An 18,280-nucleotide genomic window follows, 5' to 3' on the forward strand; every position below is an offset into this window, starting at 1 on the left:
CAAGGGATTGGCCGCCCCGGGACCGTCCACACGAACCGCGTGTCCGGTGCTCCCTGCCGAGCGACCAGTGAACACTACGCCGGATCCGCCCCAGGTGCAAACACCTCCGCGGATCAATCCTCCGCCACCCGATGCCGGCCGCTCTTGAGCGATCGCTCAAACCTCTGCCATGATGGCCGCGCCAAGCATTGAGCGATCGCTCAAATCTGCGGAGGGGGGACGTCATGCCTGCTCAGAGGCAGCACCGGGCCAGGCCGATCTACGTCGAGCTGTCGATCCGGACGGACCTGGGGAAGCTCTGGGAGCTGACCCAGCAGCCGTGGCACCACCAGCGCTGGGACGCCCGGTTCAGCCGGATCGACTATCTGGCGCTGCCGAGCCGACGACCGGCGACTGGGTCGGCGGCGGAACCGCCGGCACCGATCGGCTTCCGGTACCGGTTGGGGCTCGGCCGCCGGCCGGCGCTGACGGGGACCGGGACAACCACGGCGGAACGTTGGCGGGCGGACGGCCAGCGGGTGAGTGCGCTGCGGTTCGCGGCCGACTCGGGCTGGTCGCCGTTGCAGGAAGGGGCGGGGTACTGGCGCTACCTGCCCAGCCGCCCGGAAGACGCGGACCGGGTCACCTTCATCACGGGCTACGACTACCGCACCTGGTCCTGGCCGGGCGGCGCGCAGCTGGACCGGCATGTAGTGCGGCCGCTGGTGGGCTGGTTGACGGCGTGGTCGTTCGACCGGTTGCGGCTGTGGGCCGAGCACGGGATCTCGCCGGAGCGGGCGCTGTGGCACGGCCTGGCGGAGGTCGCGGTCCGGGCGGGTGCTGCGGCGCTGGCGGGGGTGGTGGACGCGGCGGTCACGGGGCGGCCGGTCGCGGGCGTGCTCACGGCGGGCGTCGTACTGGGGGCCTCGGTGCTCGTCCCGCCTTCCCGGCTCACGCCTGCCGCCCGCCGCTGCCGCCGTCGCCCGCGACCGGACGCTCGCGGCCGCGCCGCCGCCCGCCCGCCGCGCCTGCTCTGCACGCTCGCCGCACCGACCGGCCCCAGCGCCGTCGCCGGCCCCAGCACCGTCGCCGACCAGAGCACCGCTGTCCACCAGCGCACCGTCCCCGCCACGAACCCACAACGAGCCCTGGAGCACCAGCGATGACCGTCACCGCCCCCACAAACCCGCCCCACTCCCCCGCCACCCCCGCGCCCGCGCCCGCCCGCTCGATCTTCCACGCGGCGCTCGGCCCGGACTTCGACCGCCTGCACCCGCAGCTCCAGCGCCGCTTCGGTTTCTCCAGCGCCGACGGCATCGCCTGTCTCGGCACCGGCCGGATGGAGCGGGTGGTGCGCGGTTCACGGCTGTTGGCCCCGCTGCTGAGCGTGGGGGCGCGCCGCAATGTGCTGTTTCCGGAGCACGGCCGGAACATCCCGTTCACCATCGCCAATTACGCGTACCGGGACGGTTTCGGCCGGGAGACGGTGACGTTCGTGCGGACGTTCCAGTTCACCCGGCCCCGGCGGTTCGACGCGACGATGGTGGCGGCGCCGGGGCGGCCGGGGACGGTGGTCGACTACTTGGGGACGCACCAGGATCTGGCGGTCGACCTGCGGCTGGGGGTCTCGGCCCGCGGCGGGTTGTCGATCTCCTCGGGGGCGTACCGCTTGGCGCCGCTGATCGGCGCGCCGATGGTGCCCGAGCTGTTGACGGGACAGGCGGAGTTGTTCGAGTGGTTCGACGAGGACGCGGGCCGGTTCCGGATCCGGGTGCGGGTGAGCAATCCGCTGGTGGGGCTGGTGCTGGGGTACCAGGGCTGGTTCACGGCGGAGTATCCGCGGGTGGGGCCGGAGGGGATCCCGCGTCACGTCCGCCCGGTGCGCGAGCGTTCCCGGATGTAGGGGTGGGCGGGGACGGGGGTCGGCGGGTGGCGGCTACGCTGCGGCGCATGGGCGACACACGTGAGCGGTTGATGGATGCGGCGATCAGTGCGCTCAAGCGGCAGGGGATCTCGGGGGTGTCGGCGCGGAGCATCGCCGGCGAGATCGGGGCCAATCAGGCGCTGGTGTTCTACCACTTCAAGACGGTGGAGGGGCTGCTCGCGGCGGCGGCGCTGCGCGAGACGGGGCTGCGGCTGGAGCGGTACCGGGAGCGGTTCGCCCAGGTGGGTTCGCTGCGCGAGCTGTTGACGGTGGGCCACGAGCTGCACGCCCGGGAGCGGGAGGACGGGAACGTCGCGCTGCTGGGCCAGTTCCTGGCGGGGGCGACGGGCTATCCGCAGCTGGCGGAGGTGTCGGGCGAGGCGCTGCGGTTGTGGACGGTGGAGATCGAGGCCGTCCTGACCCGGTTGTTCGCCGGGCATCCGCTGGCGGAGTTCCTCGACCTGACGGGGTTGGCGCAGGCGGTGACGGCCGGGTTCGTCGGGTTGGAGCTGTACGACGGGGTGGATCCTGCGGGCGCGGCGGGGGCGTTCGGGGCGCTGGACCAGCTGGGGGTGCTGGTCGAGGTGGTGGACGGGCTGGGCCCGGTGGTGTCGCGGGCGGTCCGGGCGACGGTGCGCCGGCAGGTGAAGAACAGCAGCACGCGGTAGCGGAACGGCCGGCCCCTGGCAGGGGCCGGCCGTTCGCCTCGCACCGCGCGCGGTCTCAGCTGTTGGTGGGGAAGCCGAGGTTGATGCCGCCGTGCGACGGGTCGAGCCAGCGCTGGGTGACGGCCTTGCCGCGGGTGAAGAACTGGACGCCGTCGGCGCCGTAGGCGTGGCTGTCGCCGAACAGCGAGGCCTTCCAGCCGCCGAAGGAGTAGTAGGCGACGGGGACGGGGATCGGCACGTTGATGCCGACCATGCCGACCTCGACCTCGTTCTGGAAGCGCCGGGCCGCGCCGCCGTCGTTGGTGAAGATGGCGGTGCCGTTGCCGTACGGGTTGTTGTTGATCAGTTCGAGGCCCTCGTCGTAGGAGGGGACGCGGACGATCGACAGGATCGGGCCGAAGATCTCGTCGTTGTAGACGGACATGCCGGGCTTGACGTGGTCGAACAGGGTCGGGCCGAGCCAGAAGCCGTCGGTGGTGGGGGCGCCGGAGGCGTCCTCGGCGGCGATGGCGTGCTTGCGGCCGTCGACGGCGAGCTCGGCGCCGTCGGCCACGCCGGACTCGACGTAGGAGGTGACCTTGTCGCGGTGCTGGCCGGTGACCAGCGGGCCCATCTCGGAGTCGCCGTTGCAGCCGGGGCCGACCTTGAGGGTGGCCATCCGCTCCTTGATCTTGGCGACCAGCTCGTCGCCGATCGGGTCGACGGCGACCAGCACGGAGACGGCCATGCAGCGCTCGCCGGCCGCGCCGAAGCCGGCATTGATGGCGGCGTCGGCGGCCAGGTCGAGGTCGGCGTCGGGCAGCACCAGCATGTGGTTCTTGGCGCCGCCGAGGGCCTGCACGCGCTTGCCGTAGCGGGTGCCGGTCTCGTACACGTAGCGGGCAATGGGGGTGGAGCCGACGAAGGAGACCGACTTGACGTCGGGGTGCTCCAGCAGGCGGTCGACCGCGACCTTGTCGCCGTGGACGACGTTGAAGACGCCGTCGGGGAGACCGGCCTCCTTCCACAGCTCGGCGAGGAAGTTGGCGGCGGACGGGTCCTTCTCGGAGGGCTTGAGGACGACGGTGTTGCCGGCCGCGATGGCGATCGGGAAGAACCACATCGGCACCATGGCCGGGAAGTTGAACGGCGAGATGATGGCGACCGGGCCGAGCGGCTGGCGGATCGAGTAGACGTCGACGCCGGTGGAGGCCTGCTCGGTGAAGCCGCCCTTGAGCAGCTGCGGGATGCCGCAGGCGTACTCGACGACCTCCTGGCCGCGGGCGAGCTCGCCGAGGGCGTCGGAGTGCACCTTGCCGTGCTCGGAGACGATGATCGCGGCGAGTTCGTCCTTGCGGGCGTTGAACAGCTCGCGGAAGTTGAACAGCACCTGGGTGCGCCTGGCGATGGACGCCTTGCGCCAGGAGGTGAAGGCCTGGGCGGCGGCGGCGACCGCCTGGTCGACCTCGGCGATCTCAGCGAAGTCGACCTGGCCGGTGACCTGGCCGGTGGCCGGGTCGTGGATGTCGCCGCGGCGGGGCGCGGTTCCGGCGGTGGCGACGGACTGGCCGCCGATCCAGTGCGTGATGTGCTTGCTCAAGGGTCTCTGCCTCCGATGTCCACGGATGTCCCGCGCTCGTTCTCCAGTCTGCGCGGCAGCCGTGGCCCGCTCAACGAGCACCCTGACGGGGAAGCGCGATTCACCCTTACAGGTCGTCGGGAGTGTCCTCGGCGTCGAGGTGGTCGAGGTACGGGTCGTGCAGCCCGTCGGCGAGTTCGGTGGTCTCCAGCAGGTCGAGCCTCAGGTCCTGCGCCCAGCTCTCGGCCCACTGCCGGACGTCGTCGGCGCCGGACGGCAGCGGCGCGGCGGCGCTCTCCAGCCGCTCGGCGAGCACGCCGGCGGTGAACTCCTCGTCGAACGCGCCCGCCAGCGCCAGGAGTCGGCCTTCGCGCAGCCGGGCGGTGAGGGCGTGCACGGTGAACAGGTCGGCGGGCAGGGCGCGTTCGCACAGGGCGAGCACGGCGAGCGCGGCGGCGTCCTCCAGTGCGGCGACCGGGACGGGGGCGTCCTCCAGCAGCACCGGCGGGTGGGTGAGTGGCTCCCGGCGCAGTTCGACACGGATCGTGAATTCACCTTCCCCGACGGTGAGTTGACGGCGGCGGGCGGTTCCGGGCGGGCCTTCGGCGCGGTGGCCGGCGGCGCGCAGGGTCTCGGCGAGCCCGGCGGCGAGGTCGGCCAGCGGCGGGCCGTCGGCGCAGACCAGCACCAGGTCGGCGCCGCGCAGCCGGACGGGCAGGCCGTGCAGGCGCAGTGCGTCGGCGCCGGCCAGCGCGAGCCCGTGCCGCAGGCAGTACGGCTGGGCGTCGGTGAGCAGCCGGGTGCGGTCGGGGTGCGGGTCGCGGGCGGGCGGCCCGGGGTCGGCGGTGCGGGTGTCCATGGGGACAGTCTGTGCCGTTCAGCGCGGGCAGCGCAGGTGGGCGGCGGCGTCGTGCAGGGCGAGTTCGAGGGCGGCGGGGTCGACCAGCCGTCCGGTGCGGTGCGGCGGGATCAGCCAGCCGGCCCGGTCGGGGTGCGGGACGGCGACCCAGGTGCCGTCGCCGGAGCGCCGGATGCCGGTGCCGACCCACCGCTCGGCGGTGCCCACGGGGACGAGGAAGCCGACGGTGTCGCCGGCCGGGTCCTCCAGGACGGGCCCGCCGCCGGGCCGGTCGAGCAGCGCGGCGGCGGGCCGGCCGAGCGGGCCGGGCGCGTGCAGCACGTCCCAGCGGCGGCCGGCGGGGAGCAGGGCGAGGCCGGTGCGTTCCCAGGCGCGCCGGCAGTGGACGGGGTCGGGGGCGGCGTCGGCCAGCCAGTGCAGGGCGGTGGGGTGACGGGTGGTGCTCACGTGCGGTTCCTCTCCGGGCGACGGGCAACGGGCGGGGTGCCTGCTGCCGTCACCGGGGAGAGCGGGGCGGCGGCGTTCTCTTACACGGGTCGGAGCCGGGAGAAGCGCGCCGGGGGTGCAGCCGTCAGCGGTCGCCGAAGACGGTGCGGTGCCAGTCCTTGCGGGCGACCGCGGTGGTGTCGAACATGACGTGCTTGACCTGCGTGTACTCGTCCAGCGAGTACTGCGACATGTCCTTGCCGTAGCCGGACGCCTTGTACCCGCCGTGCGGCATCTCGCTGATGATCGGGATGTGGTCGTTGACCCAGACGCAGCCGGCGGCGATCTCCCGGGTGGCGCGCAGCGAGCGGTGGATGTCGCGGGTCCAGGCGGAGGCGGCGAGGCCGTAGGGGGTGTCGTTGGCGAGCCGCAGGCCCTCCTCGTCGCGGTCGAAGGGGAGCACGACGAGCACGGGGCCGAAGATCTCGCCCTGGACGACCTCGCTGTCCTGGGCGGCGCCGGTGATCAGGGTCGGGCGGTAGTACGCGCCGAGCGACAGGTCGTGTCCGTCGTGGCCCTTGCCCTCCGCGGGGCCGCCGGTGACGACGGTGGCGTAGGAGCGGGCGCGTTCGACGAAGCCGGCCACTCGGTCGCGGTGGGTGAAGGAGACCAGCGGGCCCATGTCGGTCTGCGGGTTCATCGGGTCGCCGAGGCGGATCGCGGCGTACAGCTCGGCGACGCCGGCCACGAAGGCGTCGTACAGCGGGCGCTGGACGTAGGCGCGGGTCGCGGCGGTGCAGTCCTGGCCGCTGTTGATCAGCGAGGCGGCGACGGCGCCGTGCACGGCGGCGTCCAGGTCGGCGTCGTCGAAGACCACGAACGGGGCCTTGCCGCCGAGTTCGAGGTGGGTGCGCTTGACGGTGGCGGTGGCGATCTCGGCGACCCGCTTGCCGACGGCGGTGGAGCCGGTGAAGGACACCATGGCGACGTCGGGGTGGCCGATCAGGTGCTCGCCGGCGGTGCGTCCGGCGCCGGTGACGACGTTGACGACGCCGTCGGGGATGCCGGCGTCGGTGCAGGCCTGGGCGAACATCAGCGAGGTGAGCGGGGTGAGCTCGGCGGGCTTGAGGACGATGGTGTTGCCGGCGGCGATGGCCGGGAGGACCTTCCAGGCGGCCATCTGCAGCGGGTAGTTCCACGGCGCGATGCTGCCGACCACGCCGATCGCCTCGCGGCGGACGTACGAGGTGTGGTCGCCGCTGTACTCGCCGGCGGCCTTGCCTTCGAGGTTGCGGGCGGCGCCGGCGAAGAACGCGGTGTTGTCGATGGTGCCGGGGACGTCGAACTCGGTGGACAGCTTGATCGGCTTGCCGGTCTGCGCGGTCTCCACCCGGGCGAACTGCCCGGCCCGCTCGCCGAGGATCCCGGCCAGCCGGTTCAGCGCCTCGGAGCGGGCGCCGGGGGTGGCGCCGGACCACTCGGGCAGCGCGGCCCGGGCGGCGGCCACGGCCGCGTCGACGTCGGCGGCGGTGGCGAGCTCGACCTGCTGGACGGTGCTGCCGTCGGCGGGGTTGACCACGTCGAACGGTTCGCCGCCGGAGCCCCGGGTCAGCCGGCCCGCGAGGTACTGCGCGCCGTCATTGAAGCTGGTCAGGTCCATGAGTTGCCTCCATTGCCTACTCGACCCGGCCGACGATGCCTCGGTTCGGGTGCCCGGGGCAAGGGTCACTCAGCAAGGCCCGCGAGGGGAGGCCTTACAGGCTGCAAGGCTTCACCGGGGCTGACAGTGCGTCGCGGCGGGGCGTGATTCACTTGACACTCTGAGAACCCCTGGAGGTGTCCGCGATGCTGCCCACCGTCGCCCACGTACTCGATCTCGACGTGATGCGGCGCGGCCTGCCCCAGGTGGTGGCCGGCGCCTCCGCCCTGGAACGGCCGGTGCGCTGGGTGCACGTCAGCGAGCTGCCGGACCTCGCGGGGCTGCTGCGCGGCGGCGAGCTGGTGCTGTCCACCGGCATCGCGCTGCCCGAGGACCGCGAGGGCCTGGCCCGCTACGTGCGGGAGCTGGCCGAGGTCGGGGTGGCCGGGCTGGTGATCGAGTTCGGCCGGCGCTACTTCGACTCGCTGCCCCGGGCCCTGGTGGCGGCCGCCGAGCGGCACAACCTGCCGCTGGTGGCGCTGCGCCGCGAGCTGAAGTTCGTCGCCGTCACCGAGGCGGTGCACGCCCTGGTGGTGAACGCGCAGCTGGAGCAGCTGCGGGTGTCCGAGGCGGTGCACCAGGTCTTCAACGAGCTGGCCACCGAGGGCGCGGAACCCGCCGAGGTGGTCCGGCAGGTGGCCCGGATGGCGGGCGCGCCGGTGGTGCTGGAGAACCTGGCGCACCAGGTGCTGGCGCACGACACGGCCGGCCGTGGCGAGCACGAGCTGCTGGAGAACTGGGAGCACCGCTCACGCGGCGTCAACCCGCCCGGCCGCACCGGCTACGACCCGCGCTCGGGCTGGCTGGTGACCACGGTCGGCGCCCGCGGCCAGGACTGGGGCCGCCTGGTGCTGGTCGACGAGCCCGCGCCGCGCCCGCCGGACGTCCCGCACCCGCACGCGATGCTGCTGGAGCGCGGCGCGGCCACCCTCGCGCTGAACCGGCTGGTGGTGCGCGACCGCGAGTCGCTGGAGCGGCAGACCCACCGCACCCTGCTGTCCGGCATCCTCACCCACGCGCTCACCGTCTCCGAGGTGTCGCTGCGCGCCCAGGCCCTGGGCGTCCCACTGGAGGGCCGCCGCCTGGTCGGCGTGGTGCTGCGGCAGCGTCAGGGCCCGCTGCCCGCCGCGCTGGAGGCGCAGGCCCGGCTGCGCGACTTCACCGAACTCGCGGCCACCGCGATCCGCTCCGCCCGCCTGTCCGCGCTGGTCGGCGCGCTGGACGACGAGGGCGTCGGCGTGCTGGTCGCGCTCGGCTCCCAGCAGGACGAGCACACCTCCCTGGAGGCCTTCGCGGCGGCCCTGCGCCGGCTCTCCGCCGACGCCGGCCGGGACGGCGCGACCGCCGAGCCGGTGATAGCGGTCGGCTCCTCCGTCGGCTCGGTCCGCGACGCCCGCCGCACCCTGCTGGAAGCCACCCAGGTCGCCGACGCCGCCCTGCACGACGCCCCCGGCAGCCGCGCCGCCTACTACCGCCTCCCCGACGTCCGCCTGCGCGGCCTGCTCCACCTGCTCCGCGACGACGAACGCCTGCAGACCTACGTCGAACGCGAACTCGGCCCGCTCCTCGCCCACGACGCCGAGCACGGCGGCCAACTCGTCCACATGCTCCGCATCTACCTCGAACAGGGCCGCAACAAGTCCGCCGCCGCCGACGCCGCCCACCTCTCCCGCCCGTCCTTCTACGACCGCCTGCACAAGGTCGAACGCATCCTCGGCATCGACCTCGACCAGGTCGAGTCCTGCCTCTCGCTCCACGTCGCCCTGCTGGCCCTGGACGCGGTGCGCCGCTGACGCGGCGCCGTCGGCGCGGCGGTCAGTCGCCCTGCCTGGGCGGCGGGACCTGGCCGCGGAGCAGCGCTTCCAGGGCGTCGATGTCCCGCTGGTCGCTGATGCCGAGCGCCACCCGGGACCCGTCCGAGAAGTACGCCTCGACCCGGCTGGACCAGAAACCGTTCCGCGGCTCGATCCTGACGAGCTCGCCGCGCGGGGTCTCGCCGAACGGAAGGTACTCCTTGAGCAGTGCGGTGCCGAGCAGGATCCGGTGGTCGGTGAACACCAGCATGGCGCTGTGGTTCTCGTACCTCTCGGAGGCCCGCCCCCCGGTCAGCACCTGGATGGCGAACCGGCCGGCCAGGCTCTCCCAGCCTCCGGACAGGCCTCGGCCGCGGAAGATCCGCCGGAAGTTGCGGAAGAAGCCGCCGACGGCCTCCTCGACCGCCTCGGCGATCACGCCGGCCATGTCGAACAGGAACCCCAGCGTCCTGAACAGGCCGTCCCGCTCCTTGCGCCGGTAGCGGCGCGGCACTCGCCGGAGCAGGTCGCTGAGCCGGATGTCGACCAGGGCGTGCACCCGCTCGCCGGGTGCCAGGTGCGGGACCACCAGCGGCAGGTGGGAGCCGCCGCCGAGCGGACGCGGCTCGTACACCTGCGGCATCGCGGTGTACCGCTGCTGGTGGTGGCCCGCGCCGTCGTGGTACTGACCGCCTGTCACCCGAAGGCCTCCGTGATCCGCGTGCCGAATCCGGCACCCCCGTGCTGGTTCCCCTGCTCTCCAGCCAGCGGATCATCGTACTGATCGGTTCACCAAAAAGATCATGGAGCCCCGGGCAGAACCGCCCGAGGCCCCATGAGAGGACGTGCGAAGGATCGTCAGACGGTGTGCGCGTCCGCCAGGGTGAGCACCTCGTCCAGCACCGCGAGGCCGGTCTTGGCGTCCTCCTCGCTGATGTTGCAGGGCGGGACCACGTGGAGGCGGTTCATGTTGGTGAACGGCCACAGGCCGCGCTGCTTGCAGGCGGCGGCGAGCTGGGCGATCGGGGCGTTGTCGGCGCCGGCCGCGTTGTAGGGCACCAGCGGCTCGCGGGTCTCGCGGTTCTTGACCAGGTCGAGCGCCCAGAACACGCCGAGGCCGCGGACCTCGCCGATCGAGGGGTGGCGCTCCGCCAGTTCGCGCAGGCCGGGGCCGAGCACCGTCTCGCCGATGTGCTTGGCGTGCTCGACGATGCCCTCCTCCGCCATCGCGTTGATGGTGGCGACCGCGGAGGCGCAGGCCAGCGGGTGGCCGGAGTAGGTGAGGCCGCCGGGGAAGGCCCGCTGGGCGAAGGTCTCGGCGATCGCACCGGAGATCGCCACGCCGCCGAGCGGCAGGTAGCCGGAGTTGACGCCCTTGGCGAAGGTCAGCAGGTCGGGGGTGATGCCCCAGTGGTCGGCGGCGAACCATTCGCCGGTGCGGCCGAAGCCGGCCATCACCTCGTCGAGGATGAAGACGATCCCGTACTTGTCGCAGATCTCCCGGACGCCCGCCAGGTACCCGGCCGGCGGCACCAGGATGCCGGCGGTGCCGACCACGGTCTCCAGGATGATCGCGGCGACGGTGCCGGGGCCCTCGAACGCGATGGTCTGCTCCAGGTGCGCCAGCGCCCGCTCGCACTCCTGCGCCTCGTTCTCGGCGTGGAAGTTCGACCGGTACGCGTACGGGCCCCAGAAGTGCACGATGCCGGAGACGCCGGTCTCGTTCGCCCAGCGGCGCGGGTCGCCGGTCAGGGTGATCGCGTTGGCGGTGGCGCCGTGGTACGAGCGGTAGGTGGAGAGCACCTTGTGCCGGCCGGTGTGCAGCCGCGCCATCCGGATCGCGTTCTCGTTCGCCTCGGCGCCGCCGTTGGTGAAGAAGATCTTGTCCAGGTCGCCGGGGGTGCGCTCGGCGATCAGCCGGGCGGCCTCGCTGCGCGACTCCTCGGCGAAGCCGGGGGCGATGGTGCACAGCCGGGCGGCCTTCGCCTGGATCGCGGCGACCACCTTCGGGTGCTGGTGGCCGATGTTGGTGTTCACCAGCTGCGAGGAGAAGTCCAGGTAGCGGTTGCCGTCGTAGTCCCAGAAGTACGAGCCCTCGGCACCGGCCACCGCGAGGGGGTCGATCAGCGCCTGGGCGGACCACGAGTGGAAGACGTGCGCGCGGTCGGCGGCCTTGACGGCCTGCCCGGCGACCGAGTCAGCGGTGGGAGTACTCATGGGCCCAGCGTAGGGAGCGGCTCCCGGCCCGGGCAGCTTCATCGTGTCACGGGAGCTTTACGTCTCCCTGACAGGGTGAAAACCCAGGGGCGCGGGGAACTGCGCGCCCGACCACCCGCTCACGAAGAGCGACGATCGAAGGCTCAGTTCCCCGCGCCCCTGCTGCGTCCGCTACGCGACTCAGATCGCGGTCATGACGTGCTTGATCCGGGTGTAGTCCTCGAAGCCGTAGGAGGACAGGTCCTTGCCGTAGCCGGACTTCTTGAAGCCGCCGTGCGGCATCTCGGCGACCAGCGGGATGTGGGTGTTGATCCACACCGCGCCGAAGTCCAGGCGGCGGGACATCCGCATCGCGCGGGCGTGGTCCTTGGTCCACACCGAGGAGGCGAGGGCGAACTCGACGCCGTTCGCGTACTCGACGGCCTGCTCCTCGTCGGTGAACTTCTGCACGGTGATGACCGGGCCGAAGACCTCGTTCTGGATGATCTCGTCGTCCTGGTTCAGGCCGGAGACCACGGTCGGCGCGTAGAAGTAGCCGACCTCGCCGACCTGGTGACCGCCGGCCTCGACCTTGGCGTGCGCGGGCAGGCGCTCGATGAAGCCGCTGACCTGCTTCAGCTGGTTGGCGTTGTTCAGCGGGCCGTAGAGCACGTCCTCGTCGTCCACGCCACCGGTCTTGGTGTCCTTGGCGGCCTTGGCGAGCGCCTCGACGAACGCGTCGTGGATCGACTCGTGCACCAGCACGCGGGTGGCGGCGGTGCAGTCCTGGCCGGCGTTGAAGTAGCCGGCCACCGAGATGCCCTCGACGGCCTCGGCGATGTCGGCGTCCTCGAAGACCACGACCGGGGCCTTGCCGCCGAGCTCCAGGTGGACGCGCTTGACGTCCTTCGCGGCGGACTCGGCGACCTGCATGCCGGCCCGGACCGAGCCGGTGATGGAGGCCATCGCCGGGGTGCGGTGCTCGACCATCAGGCGGCCGGTCTCGCGGTCGCCGCAGATGACGTTGAAGATGCCGGCCGGCAGCTCCATCTCCTTGAGCACGCCGCCGATGATCTCGGCGAGCAGCACGGTGGAGGCGGGGGTGGTGTCCGACGGCTTGAGCACGACGGCGTTGCCGGCGGCGATCGCCGGGGCGAACTTCCAGACGGCCATCATCATCGGGTAGTTCCACGGCGCGACCTGCGCGCAGACGCCGACCGGCTCGCGGCGGACGATCGAGGTCATGCCGTCCATGTACTCGCCCGCGGCCTTGCCCTCCAGCAGGCGGGCGGCGCCGGCGAAGAAGCGCAGCTGGTCGACCATCGGGCCGATCTCCTCGGAGAGCGTCAGCGCGCGCGGCTTGCCGGTGTTGCGCACCTCGGCGTCGACGATCTCGTCGGCCCGGGCCTCGACCGCGTCGGCGATCTTGAGCAGCAGCTTCTGCCGGGTGGACGGGGTGGAGTCGCGCCAGATCGGGAAGGCGGCGGCAGCGGCGGCCATCGCGGCGTCCACGTCGGAGGCACCGGACAGCGGGGAGGTCGCGTACACCTCGCCCGTGGTCGGGTCGACGATGTCGAGCGTGCGGCCGTCCGCCGCGTCGACGAACTCACCGTTGATGTAGTTGCGCAGCGTGCGAAGCTCGCTCACGGGTCTCTCCTCGGTCTGGGCCTGCGTCGTTGCAGCCACGCGCGCCAGGTTACTCCGGCGCGGGGCAGACACAGCATGTCAGCGACAAGCCACGATCGGCGGTGTGCACGCTCGCGCGTGTACGTAGCCAGACTACCTCCGACACTGCTGTAATCGACATAACCCCGCTCGAAGTGCCACGCATTCCGTTCTTGATCATCGAAACGACGACGAAATCAGCAGAACCATCGCTTGCGATTCCTTCGCTCGTGGGGCACAGTGTCGGCGTGGCCAACCGTGACCGGAACGCCAGCGTTCCCCTCGACGCCGCCTCCAAGGCGATCATCGAGCAACTCCAGGAGGACGGGCGCCGTCCGTACGCCGCCATCGGCAAGGCCGTGGGCCTGTCCGAGGCGGCCGTCCGGCAGCGCGTCCAGAAGCTGCTCGACCAGGGCGTGATGCAGATCGTCGCCGTGACCGATCCCCTCACCGTCGGCTTCACCCGCCAGGCGATGGTGGGCATCCGGGTCGAGGGCGACATCGAGCCGGTCGCGGACGCGCTGGCCGCGTTCGACGAGGTCGACTACGTGGTCTGCACCGCGGGTTCGTTCGACCTCCTCGCAGAGCTGGTGTGCGAGGACGACGAGCACCTCCTCGAACTGATCAACAAGCGCATCCGCTCGCTTCCCGGCGTGCGGAGCACCGAGAGCTTCGTTTACCTGAAGCTCCGGAAACAGACCTACACCTGGGGCACCCGATGACAGCCGAGCCGGCGCAGAAGGACCTTTCCAAGACCGCCTACGACCACCTGTGGATGCACTTCACCCGCATGTCGTCGTACGAGAACTCCCCCGTGCCGACGATCGTCAGGGGCGAAGGCACCTACGTCTGGGACGACAAGGGACGCAAGTACCTCGACGGGCTCGCCGGCCTGTTCGTCGTCCAGGCCGGCCACGGCCGCGAGGAGCTGGCCGAGGCCGCTGCCAAGCAGGCCAAGGAGCTCGCCTTCTTCCCGGTGTGGAGCTACGCCCACCCGAAGGCCGTCGAGCTGGCCGAGCGCCTGGCGAACTACGCCCCGGGCGACCTGAACAAGGTCTTCTTCTCCACCGGTGGCGGCGAGGCCGTCGAGACCGCGTGGAAGCTCGCCAAGCAGTACTTCAAGCTGACCGGCAAGCCGACCAAGTACAAGGTCATCTCCCGCGCGGTCGCCTACCACGGCACCCCGCAGGGCGCCCTGTCGATCACCGGCCTGCCGGGCCTGAAGGCCCCGTTCGAGCCGCTGGTGCCGGGCACCCACAAGGCCCCGAACACCAACATCTACCGCGCCCCGTCCTTCCTGGCGGGCCCCGACGGCACCGTCGACCCGGAGGCCTACGGCCGCTGGGCCGCCGACGAGATCGAGCAGGCCATCCTCTTCGAGGGCCCCGAGACCGTCGCCGCCGTCTTCGTCGAGCCGGTGCAGAACGCCGGCGGCTGCTTCCCGCCGCCGCCCGGGTACTTCCAGCGCCTGCGCGAGATCTGCGACCGCCACGACGTGCTGCTGGTCTCGGACGAGGTCATCTGCGCCTTCGGCCGCCTGGGCACCATGTTCGGCGCCGACAAGTTCGGCTACCAGCCCGACATGATCACCTGCGCCAAGGGCATGACCTCGGGCTACTCCCCGATCGGCGCCACGATCATCTCGGACCGCCTGGCCGAGCCGTTCTACAAGGGTGACAACACCTTCCTGCACGGCTACACCTTCGGTGGCCACCCGGTCTCCTCCGCGGTGGCGCTGGCCAACCTCGACATCTTCGAGCGCGAGGGCCTGAACCAGCACGTCCTCGACAACGAGCCCGCGTTCCTGGGCACCCTGGACAAGCTGCGCGACCTGCCGATCGTCGGCGACGTCCGCGGCAACGGATACTTCTACGGCATCGAGCTCGTGAAGGACAAGGTCACCAAGGAGTCGTTCAACGACGAAGAGGTCGAGCGCGTCCTGTACGGCTTCCTGTCGAAGGCCCTGTTCGACAACGGCCTGTACTGCCGCGCCGACGACCGTGGCGACCCGGTCATCCAGCTGGCCCCGCCGCTGATCTCGGACCAGAAGACCTTCGACGAGATCGAGCAGATCCTGCGGACCAGCCTGACCGACGCGTGGGCGAAGATCTGATTCGCTGAGCTTTCTGCCCCACCCTCCACCGAAGGGCGGCCCCGACTCCTCACCGTCGGGACCGCCCTTCGGCGTTCCCGCAGGACGGAACCGACGAATCTTCGTCCAACACGCCGCATTCGCGGTGGTTCCTCCCTGTTCGGGCCAGTGCGGCGCACCCGCACGGCCGTCCGATCGTTCTAATCTGACGACTGTCATATCCCCGTCGGCACCTGGATGGATCACATGTCATCGGCCCCGCCCGACAACGACGTGCTCTGGGCCCGAGGGATCGTCAAGTCCCATGACGGCACCCCCGCGCTGCGCGGCGTCTCCCTCCGCATCCGCGAGGGCGAGATGCTCGCCGTCACCGGCCCGCGCGGCTCCGGCAAGTCCACCCTGCTCGGCTGCCTGTCCGCCCAGCTCCCGGTCGACGAGGGCGAGGTCTGGTTCCACAGCTCCCCCGTGCACACCCTCGGCCGGGCCGGACGCGAACGGCTGCGCCGCGAACGCTTCGGCTGGGTCGGCCCGGAACCGCACCTGGTACCGGAACTGACCGCCCGTGAGAACGTCGCCCTGCCGCTGCTGCTGGCCGGCGCCGGCTACCGCGCCGCCCACCGCGCCGCCACCGAATGGCTCGAACGCCTCGATGTCGCCGACGCCGCCAAGCTCCGGCCCGCCGACCTCCCGCAGGACCGCCGGCAGCGGATCGCCGTCGCCCGCGCCCTCGCCCCCGAGCCGCCCGTCGTCTTCGCCGACGACCCCACCGCACCGCTGCACCGCGACGCCCGCGAGCAGGTCCTGCGGATACTGACCAGCGCCGCCCGCTCCCACCACCTGACGCTGGTCCTCGCCACCCACGACCCGGAGCTCGCCCGCTTCGCCGACCGCACCGTCCAGCTGGTCGACGGCCGCGTCACGGCCGAGCCCGCCACCGTTCCCGCCGGGCGCTGAGAGGGCCGACGTGTACTACCTCGGACTCGCCCGCGGCTACCGCGCCCTCGACCTGCTCCGCTGGCTGCTCACCGCCGGCGCCGCCGCCGTGGTCGCCGCCTTCCTGCTGCGCGCCCTCGGCCGGGCCCTCGCCGAGCCCGCCGGCGGCACCGACCGGCTGCTGTGGTGCCTGCCCCCGCTGGCCGCCGTCGCCTGGTTCGCCGCGGTCACCGCCCGCGCCGTTCCCGCCCAGCACCCCGAGCGGATCACCGGTCTCACCGCCGCCGGCGCCGGACCGGGGCGGATCCGGCTGCTGATCGCCGGCGAGACCGCCCTCGCCTGCGCCCTCGGCTCCGGCCTCACCCTGCTGCTCTTCCTGGTGCTGCGCAACGACATCGCCGGGCCCTCGCTCGCCGCCGACCTCGGCCTGGGCGTCCCACTGCCCGCCGCCGCGCCGGTCGCGCTGCTCGCCGTCCCCACGCTGGTCGCCGGCCTCGGCGCGGCCCTCTCCGTCCGCCTCCCCGACACCCTGCCGGGCCGCCCCGCCGAACCCGCCCGGGCCGGCTGGAGCGCCCGCCGGCTCGCCCTGCCGGCCCCCGTGCTGCTCGCCGGGATCGGCCTCGAACTGTACGGACTGCGCCCCGGCGCCACCGACGCCGAACGCACCCTCGACCTGCCCGGCGGCCTGCCCGCCACCAGCCCCGCCCTGCTGGCCGGCTGGACACTGACCGCGCTCGCGCTCGCCCTGTGGACCGGCCCGCTGCTGGCGCTCGCCGGGCGGCTGATGGCGGTCCGCCGGCCCGCGCCGATGCGCCTGCTGGCCGGCCGCGCGCTCACCGCGCAGGCGCCCCGGCTCGGCACGCCGCTGGCCGTGCTCACCGCGATCGCCGCCCTGCTGCTGGTGGCCGGCCGCGACTGGGCCCGGGCCGGTGACGACGTCCCCGCGCTGACCCTGGTCGAGGGCCTGCTGGTACTGGCCTGCGCCGTCGCCGCGCTCGCCGCCCGCCTGCTGGAGCTGCGCGCCGAACGCCGCCCCACCCTCGCCGCCCTGGACCGCGTCGGCACCCCGCCCGGCCTGCTCACCGGCACCCTCGCCCTGCGCGCCCTGGCCGCCGGCACCGTCCTGCTGGTCACCGGCGGCCTGACGCTGGCGCTCTGCCCGCTGCGCTGACGCAGAACTCCCCGGCGGTTCCCTCGCGGGAGCCACCGGGGAGTCCGGGAACGTCGGGGGGCCTCAGCCCGCCGCGGCCAGCTGACCGCAGGCACCGTCGATCTCCTGCCCGCGGGTGTCGCGGACGGTGGTCGGCACGCCGTGCGCCTGCAGCCGGCGGACGAACTCGCGCTCGTCCTCGGGGCGGGAGGCCGTCCACTTCGAGCCCGGCGTCGGGTTGAGCGGGATCAGGTTGACGTGCACCCGCTGGTTCTTGATCAGCCGGCCGAGCAGGTCGGCCCGCCACGCCTGGTCGTTGATGTCCTTGATCAGCGCGTACTCGATGGACACCCGGCGGCCGGACTTCTCCGCGTAGTTCCAGGCGGCGTCCAGCACCTCGGCGACCTTCCACCGGGTGTTGACCGGGACCAGCTCGTCGCGCAGCTCGTCGTCCGGGGCGTGCAGCGACAGCGCCAGGCGGCAGCTCAGGCCCTCGTCCGCGAACCGGTGCATGGCCGGGACCAGGCCGACGGTGGAGACCGTGATGCCACGTTGGGAGAGCCCGAAGCCGTCCGGCGCCGGGTCGGTGAGGCGGCGGATCGCCGACAGCACCCGGTTGTAGTTCGCCAGCGGCTCGCCCATGCCCATGAACACCACGTTGGACAGCCGCGCCTCGCCGCCGGGCACCGACCCGGACTTCAGGTCGCGCATGCCGGCGGCGATCTGCTCGACGATCTCGGCGGTCGACAGGTTCCGGGTCAGACCGGCCTGGCCGGTCGCGCAGAACGGGCAGTTCATGCCGCAGCCGGCCTGCGAGCTGATGCACATCGTCACCCGGTCCGGGTAGCGCATCAGCACCGACTCGACCAGCGTGCCGTCGAAGAGCCTCCACAGCGTCTTGCGAGTCTCGTCGTCGTCGCACGACACGTGCCGCACCACCGACATCAGCTCGGGCAGCAGCGCCTCGGTCAGCCTGCCCCGGCTGGCCGCCGGAATGTCCGTCCAGCTCTCCGGGTCGTTCGACATCCGGCCGAAGTAGTGGTTCGACAGCTGCTTCGCGCGGAACGGCTGTTCGCCCAGCTCGGCGACGGCCTCCTTGCGCTCGGCAGGGCTGAGGTCGGCAAGGTGTCGCGGGGGCTTGGCGCCGCGCGGCGCGACAAAGGTCAGTTCTCCGGGCTTAGGCATGGTCCATCCAGTGTCGCAGACGCCGGGAGTCACCCCGTCCCGCTCCGGAGCGGGGTGCCTAGTGCCGTGACCGGAAAGGATCACCGGCGTGGGAGCTGGGCGTGAGAAGATCGCGGCCGTGACCATCTCGCTTCATGACTTCGCTGGCGAACA

General features: G+C 72.5%; 16 protein-coding genes. 8 read left to right on the plus strand and 8 right to left on the minus strand.

The annotated features are described in order from the left end of the window. The first annotated feature begins 224 nt into the window (after nucleotides 1-224). Genes ACWEMJ_RS30665 through ACWEMJ_RS30675 form a run of 3 tightly spaced genes read left to right on the plus strand, consistent with a single transcriptional unit; the run spans nucleotide 225 to nucleotide 2,571 of the window. Nucleotides 225-1,145 carry a hypothetical protein gene (locus ACWEMJ_RS30665; RefSeq protein ID WP_452140391.1) on the plus strand — a complete coding sequence of 307 codons (921 nt, stop codon included), beginning with the start codon at nucleotides 225-227 and terminating at the stop codon, nucleotides 1,143-1,145. Next, the gene (locus ACWEMJ_RS30670; RefSeq protein ID WP_452140392.1) at nucleotides 1,142-1,882 is read left to right on the plus strand and encodes a DUF4166 domain-containing protein; all 741 of its coding nucleotides are present in this window, start codon (nucleotides 1,142-1,144) and stop codon (nucleotides 1,880-1,882) included. Before ACWEMJ_RS30665 ends, ACWEMJ_RS30670 begins: the two co-directional genes overlap by 4 nt. Before the next feature lie 47 nt (nucleotides 1,883-1,929). Next, complete coding sequence (locus ACWEMJ_RS30675) at nucleotides 1,930-2,571, plus strand: TetR/AcrR family transcriptional regulator (RefSeq protein ID WP_452140393.1); 642 nt, start codon at nucleotides 1,930-1,932, stop codon at nucleotides 2,569-2,571. A 55-nt stretch (nucleotides 2,572-2,626) separates the two neighbouring features. Here the strand turns inward: ACWEMJ_RS30675 and ACWEMJ_RS30680 are convergent, their stop codons facing one another. The 4 genes from ACWEMJ_RS30680 to ACWEMJ_RS30695 form a co-directional block, all read right to left on the minus strand. Further along, the gene (locus tag ACWEMJ_RS30680; protein WP_452140394.1) at nucleotides 2,627-4,150 is read right to left on the minus strand and encodes a CoA-acylating methylmalonate-semialdehyde dehydrogenase; all 1,524 of its coding nucleotides are present in this window, start codon (nucleotides 4,148-4,150) and stop codon (nucleotides 2,627-2,629) included. Between the two features lie 106 nt (nucleotides 4,151-4,256). After that, entirely contained in the window at nucleotides 4,257-4,988 is a 732-nt protein-coding gene (locus ACWEMJ_RS30685) for a hypothetical protein (protein ID WP_452140395.1), read from the minus strand. 18 nt (nucleotides 4,989-5,006) lie between these two features. Beyond that, complete coding sequence (locus ACWEMJ_RS30690; protein ID WP_452140396.1) at nucleotides 5,007-5,435, minus strand: hypothetical protein; 429 nt, start codon at nucleotides 5,433-5,435, stop codon at nucleotides 5,007-5,009. A gap of 124 nt (nucleotides 5,436-5,559) precedes the next feature. Next, nucleotides 5,560-7,074, minus strand: a complete 1,515-nt coding sequence (locus tag ACWEMJ_RS30695) for a gamma-aminobutyraldehyde dehydrogenase (RefSeq protein ID WP_452140397.1) — start codon at nucleotides 7,072-7,074, stop codon at nucleotides 5,560-5,562. A 185-nt stretch (nucleotides 7,075-7,259) separates the two neighbouring features. Here ACWEMJ_RS30695 and ACWEMJ_RS30700 point away from each other — a divergent pair, with 185 nt between their 5' ends. Further along, nucleotides 7,260-8,906 (plus strand): PucR family transcriptional regulator, encoded by a 1,647-nt coding sequence (locus ACWEMJ_RS30700; RefSeq protein WP_452140398.1) that lies wholly within the window; start codon nucleotides 7,260-7,262, stop codon nucleotides 8,904-8,906. A 22-nt stretch (nucleotides 8,907-8,928) separates the two neighbouring features. On the opposite strand, the gene ACWEMJ_RS30705 is transcribed toward ACWEMJ_RS30700, so the two are convergent. The 3 genes from ACWEMJ_RS30705 to ACWEMJ_RS30715 form a co-directional block, all read right to left on the minus strand. After that, a complete protein-coding gene (locus ACWEMJ_RS30705) occupies nucleotides 8,929-9,606 on the minus strand; it encodes a hypothetical protein (RefSeq protein WP_452140399.1) in 678 nt (225 codons plus the stop codon). Nucleotides 9,607-9,764: 158 nt separating this feature from the next. Then, nucleotides 9,765-11,123 carry an aminotransferase class III-fold pyridoxal phosphate-dependent enzyme gene (locus ACWEMJ_RS30710; protein ID WP_452140400.1) on the minus strand — a complete coding sequence of 453 codons (1,359 nt, stop codon included), beginning with the start codon at nucleotides 11,121-11,123 and terminating at the stop codon, nucleotides 9,765-9,767. Between the two features lie 180 nt (nucleotides 11,124-11,303). Then, nucleotides 11,304-12,749, minus strand: coding sequence for a gamma-aminobutyraldehyde dehydrogenase (locus ACWEMJ_RS30715; protein WP_452140401.1), 1,446 nt, complete (start codon nucleotides 12,747-12,749; stop codon nucleotides 11,304-11,306). A gap of 266 nt (nucleotides 12,750-13,015) precedes the next feature. Here ACWEMJ_RS30715 and ACWEMJ_RS30720 point away from each other — a divergent pair, with 266 nt between their 5' ends. The 4 genes from ACWEMJ_RS30720 to ACWEMJ_RS30735 all read left to right on the plus strand — a co-directional run bounded on the left by ACWEMJ_RS30720 (nucleotide 13,016) and on the right by ACWEMJ_RS30735 (nucleotide 16,963). Further along, complete coding sequence (locus tag ACWEMJ_RS30720) at nucleotides 13,016-13,489, plus strand: Lrp/AsnC family transcriptional regulator (RefSeq protein WP_014138339.1); 474 nt, start codon at nucleotides 13,016-13,018, stop codon at nucleotides 13,487-13,489. Then, nucleotides 13,486-14,880 (plus strand): aspartate aminotransferase family protein, encoded by a 1,395-nt coding sequence (locus ACWEMJ_RS30725; RefSeq protein WP_452140402.1) that lies wholly within the window; start codon nucleotides 13,486-13,488, stop codon nucleotides 14,878-14,880. Before ACWEMJ_RS30720 ends, ACWEMJ_RS30725 begins: the two co-directional genes overlap by 4 nt. Nucleotides 14,881-15,105: 225 nt before the next feature. After that, nucleotides 15,106-15,813 (plus strand): ABC transporter ATP-binding protein, encoded by a 708-nt coding sequence (locus ACWEMJ_RS30730; RefSeq protein WP_452140403.1) that lies wholly within the window; start codon nucleotides 15,106-15,108, stop codon nucleotides 15,811-15,813. 10 nt (nucleotides 15,814-15,823) lie between these two features. Then, a complete protein-coding gene (locus ACWEMJ_RS30735; RefSeq protein ID WP_452140404.1) occupies nucleotides 15,824-16,963 on the plus strand; it encodes a hypothetical protein in 1,140 nt (379 codons plus the stop codon). 63 nt (nucleotides 16,964-17,026) lie between these two features. On the opposite strand, the gene rlmN is transcribed toward ACWEMJ_RS30735, so the two are convergent. Then, nucleotides 17,027-18,127: a 23S rRNA (adenine(2503)-C(2))-methyltransferase RlmN gene (gene rlmN, locus ACWEMJ_RS30740; protein WP_452140405.1), complete on the minus strand. Its 1,101-nt coding sequence runs from the start codon at nucleotides 18,125-18,127 to the stop codon at nucleotides 17,027-17,029. Nucleotides 18,128-18,280 lie beyond the last annotated feature (153 nt).

This window comes from Kitasatospora sp. NPDC004531, assembly GCF_053602195.1.